The sequence below is a fragment of the Flavobacterium cyanobacteriorum genome (assembly GCF_002251835.1).
Lineage (GTDB): Bacteria > Bacteroidota > Bacteroidia > Flavobacteriales > Flavobacteriaceae > Flavobacterium > Flavobacterium cyanobacteriorum.
On the sequence record NZ_NOXV01000147.1, the window covers coordinates 1 to 4,358 of the forward strand.

The following is a 4,358-nucleotide window of genomic DNA, read 5'->3' on the forward strand; positions in this document are numbered from 1 at the left end:
GAATATTACGGCCAGGTTTACCCACCCCATACAGCACTTAATAGACCAGCAGGATTTATGGGTAGGGATAGATAAGGGAATCCAGGTTTGTGATAAATATTACCAATCAAAAACCCGGGAAAAACCACGCATTTGCCATTGGCGCCTATTTTGAAAAAACGGGAAACACCCTGAAATTAAACATAGCACTCACTAAAAAAAACGTAGAAATTGGTTCGTAGGACTTTGGGATTATCCAATAGATACATCTCCAGAAATTTCAACTGCGTAATTTGGGATAAATCAGCCCCTGATAATGCGGGGTTTAAAAAAAGAAGAGGCTCCGGTATGCCCGAAGCCTCTTACTAACACATCACCTTATTGCTAAAAAAAACAATAACTCTTTTTAATTATATATCACTTTTGTGGAAACTTTTCTTCCATCGCTTAGTGAAGCATTGATAATAAATGTCTGATGTTCGTATGGTGTACAGTTTATCGTTGCTTCAGAAGCATTTACGCCTTTGGTGTTGTATAACAACCTACCGGTAATATCAAAAAGCTGTACATTATCTAACAATTCCGTACCGGCATTGATATGTAATATATCATCTTTGATATAAACAATCAGTTTAGCGGCATTTTTATTAATATCATTCACACTAAGAAGAGGATTCTGCAGGTGGATTTCAAACCTCTGATAGAATGAGCCTGATCCTGTTGCAAAGGTGTAGCTACTTTCTTTTAAATTAGTTACAATTTGCAAGTCCTTATCGAGAAGGTATATCGGGGTGCTTCCCGTAGAGAAAATACCATCTGCATTATCCAACTCGATCTCATAATTACCTCCTGTTTCAGCCTGATAAAACAGCGGAACAATATCATTTTGGTTATTGTCTACAGGCCTGGCCTGTATTGCATAAAGATTAGTATTGATGAGTGATGAGAGCTTTACAGCGCCATCCTGTATAAGAAGGCCTTCCATACCTTCATCGTGCATCATTGTGGCACCCGTGAAATAACCAACCATTGTTTGTGCAAACGCTCCCGACTGGTTCCTTAGGTTAAGCCACATCCTGTGCGACTCATCATCGTTACTAAACCTGAAGAACTGGTTACTGGTATCAGGTACACGCTGAGAGTTTGCAAAATTAACTACTGAACCTGAAGCTGTAGCCTCAACAATGAAGCCCTGTCCTGTCTGGATAACGCCCAGGGGATTTTGTACCTGGTCTTCACCGTTACTCACAAATGTTCCTGTGCCGCCTCCCAGCGGAGACCATGTACAATAGGCAGAGTTAGTAGATGAATTTGTTTTCCTCCAAAAATACAGAGTACCCGTTATATTGGCAGCATTTTGTTGCGCGAAGGTAACAGCACTAATTGGTGACGGATAAGGGTTACCCACAAGCGTATAACGCAGCCCTTCACCACCATTGAACAACGGATGCGAATAGTTTCCATTATTTGGCACACCTGTAAACTGCCCGTTAAAAATGGTTGGCGTATTTGCAGGATGAGTATTTGGCATCCTTATAAGATAACCTTTGGCGACATCGAAAGCAGTGCTTGCCGGAGATGCCACGCTGGCATAATTATTTGTTGCAGAATTATAGGTGTAGAACCTGTTACTTGATGTAAGCGGCGAGAATGCAGCAAGATTTTGCGCGGCAACAGGTGATGACCATAATACATAGTCAAGCCTTTTCAGTGGAACCGAATTTCTTTCTACTACAATAGCTCCTGAGTTAGCAACATCAGATGTCTGGATTAAGTTAGCTGCGTTTTGGAGGCGGAAGAGAGAGCCGCTGTCTACTGTAATGGCACCGCTCAGCGTTATAGTATTGCCTGTTGAAATTACCACTGATGCACCATTAGTTACCTGCGCAGAACATGCCTCAATATTTGACGAAGACGTGAAATTACCTGTAAATATTGCCGATTTATTAGCATCAGGCGCCCCGTTGCTCCATTGGGTACCGTTCCATGTTGTTGACTCTATAAGAACACCATAAGGTTGTGAAAATGATATTCCACATGTATTATTCTGTACAACAGCCCTGAAGTATTTTGTTGATGATAATGCCCCTATCTGCGCAGACTGTAAAGTTGTAGTGGTGACATTAATATCTGCTACGTTGACCGTAAAAGCTGAATTGTCTGCAGACTGCCATTTCAGTACGCTGCCTATATTTCCACCAAGGGTAAGTGGGCCAGGTGTTGTATTGGCGCATATCCTTGGCGTAGTTCCGGTAACAGTACCACCTACAGAGCCTGATGATATCACAATAGAATTAGATGTTTTTGATACAGAAGACAGGCACTGCCCTCCACTAACTACCATTACAACGTAAACGATATCGCCTGGAACAAGGGAACTGGTGTTATAAGTAGAGGTTGGAAGGTTTTGCACCAACACATCATTGACAAAATAACGATACCTAACACTACCCACACCTGTAATATTAGCTGCAGAAGCATTAAAAAGTATATTTTCTCCCGAACATACTACCGACGATGACGACGTCAATACCACAGTTGGGTTGATGACACTGAATGTCAGCGTATTTGAGGTAGCAAAAGAACCCGTTAAACAGCTTCCGCCACTTATTGTAATTTCACAGGTTATAATATTGCCATTAGTTATAGTAGATGTTGTGTAAGTATTGCTAGTACCTGACTGTACAGAAGCACCATTTCTCTTAAAGTTATACGTAATAGTGCCGTTGCCAGTATTAGTAGCGGTTGCTGTAACAGTAACTGTGTTACCTATACATACAGAAGTCTGGTTAGCCGCTATTGATACTGTAGGTGTGACCCTTGGCGTTACAGTTAAAGTAACTGTATTAGATACTGCAGTAGTTGCGGCAAGGCAAGTGCCTCCAGTAACTGTAATATCACAGGTAACCGTGTTGCCGTTGCTAAAAGCTGTACTTGTATAAGTGTTTGATGGACCGTTTTGTACGCTTACACCACCAACCTTAAAGTTATAGGATACAAAGCCTCCACCTGTATTAGTAGCTGTAGCTGTAAATTGTGTACTACTACCCTGACAAATAGTTGAAGCAGCCGTAGCTATAGTAACCACCGGCGTATTAAGTGACTGTACAGCAATAGTTAGAGAGTTTGAACTAACAGTAGTAGCTGTAAGGCATTGTCCGCCTGTAATAGTTATATCACAGGTTATAATGCTGTTATTGGTAAGGGTAGTTGAAGTAAATGTATTAGACGCAGATGACTGTACAGTACTTCCGTTCACTTTAAAATTATACGTTACTGTACCGCCTCCAATATTTGTTGCTGTCGCGGTTACTGTAACACTGGTACCGGAGCAAATATTATTATTATTCGCAGCTATAGTAACACTTGGTGTAGCGTTTAAAACATTTACAGTTGCGAAAACACTTGTAGAGCAACTTCCATTTGTGACTGTATAGCTGATAGTAGCGGTACCGGATTGTAAAGCTGAAACTTCACCCGTCTGGGTTACTGTAGCTATTGCGGTATTGCTGCTTGCCCAGATACCGCCCGGTGTGGCATTGCTTAATGTGCCGGTGGTATTAAGGCAAATGGTGGTATTACCGGTTATAGGCAGTACGGACGGATTTGCACTTGTAGTCATCTTAATTTTATTCGAAACATAAGTGATGGCATTACAGCCTGATGATGATGGCAATACTTCGCAGGTTACTTCATCTCCGGTTTGCAATCCTGAGTTAGTGTAAGTAAGGCTGTTTGTGCCTACATTGCTGCCGTTTACTTTCCATTGGTAAACAGGATTATCACCTACATTTTCAGCATACGCAGTAAAAGTAAATGTATTATTGTTAAATACCTGTACATCTTTAATTGTACCACCATTAGAATTAATTGAAACATCAACCAAAAGTGGTAATGTAGGGGCCAGGTTACTGGTATACCTCAACGTGTTATTCGTATAATAGCGTACAACATTTGCTTCTACAGCAATCCTGAATATTGTGCTGGAATTATAACTGCCAAAAGTACCGCGGCTTGTGCCGTTTTCAAAAATTTCAACTACACCGTCTGCACGAAGATACCAGGCATATTGTATGGTATTGAAATCGGCATTTGTATTATTAGTACTTAAGCCGGCCATTTTATGCGTGTTTGCCTCATCAGATTTGAATTGGAGGTAGCCATTGTTATTCACTACGTTCCACGAAGCAGCGCCACCATTCCAAGCTCCACCTGATTGTATTTTTATAAGATTATTACCNCGGCATTTGTATTATTAGTACTTAAGCCGGCCATTTTATGCGTGTTTGCCTCATCAGATTTGAATTGGAGGTAGCCATTGTTATTCACTACGTTCCACGAAGCAGCGCCACCATTCCAAGCTCCACCTGATTGTATTT

Annotated in this window: 1 protein-coding gene and 1 pseudogene; one reads left to right on the top strand and one right to left on the bottom strand. The window is 41.2% G+C overall.

The window, feature by feature from the left end; genetic code table 11:
• Nucleotides 1–131: 131 nt before the first annotated feature.
• Nucleotides 132–271, top strand: a pseudogene (locus CHU92_RS16280) (IS1380 family transposase); the annotation flags it as partial.
• 114 nt (nucleotides 272–385) lie between these two features.
• Here CHU92_RS16280 and CHU92_RS02205 read toward each other — a convergent pair.
• A complete protein-coding gene (locus CHU92_RS02205; protein WP_129582984.1) occupies nucleotides 386–4,099 on the bottom strand; it encodes an Ig-like domain-containing protein in 3,714 nt (1,237 codons plus the stop codon).
• Nucleotides 4,100–4,358 lie beyond the last annotated feature (259 nt).

What these genes read in the sequence shown, in the direction of transcription:
- CHU92_RS02205 (WP_129582984.1), bottom strand. Translation starts at nt 4,099, where the DNA reads ATGGCCGGCTTAAGTACTAATAATACAAATGCCGATTTCAATACCATA.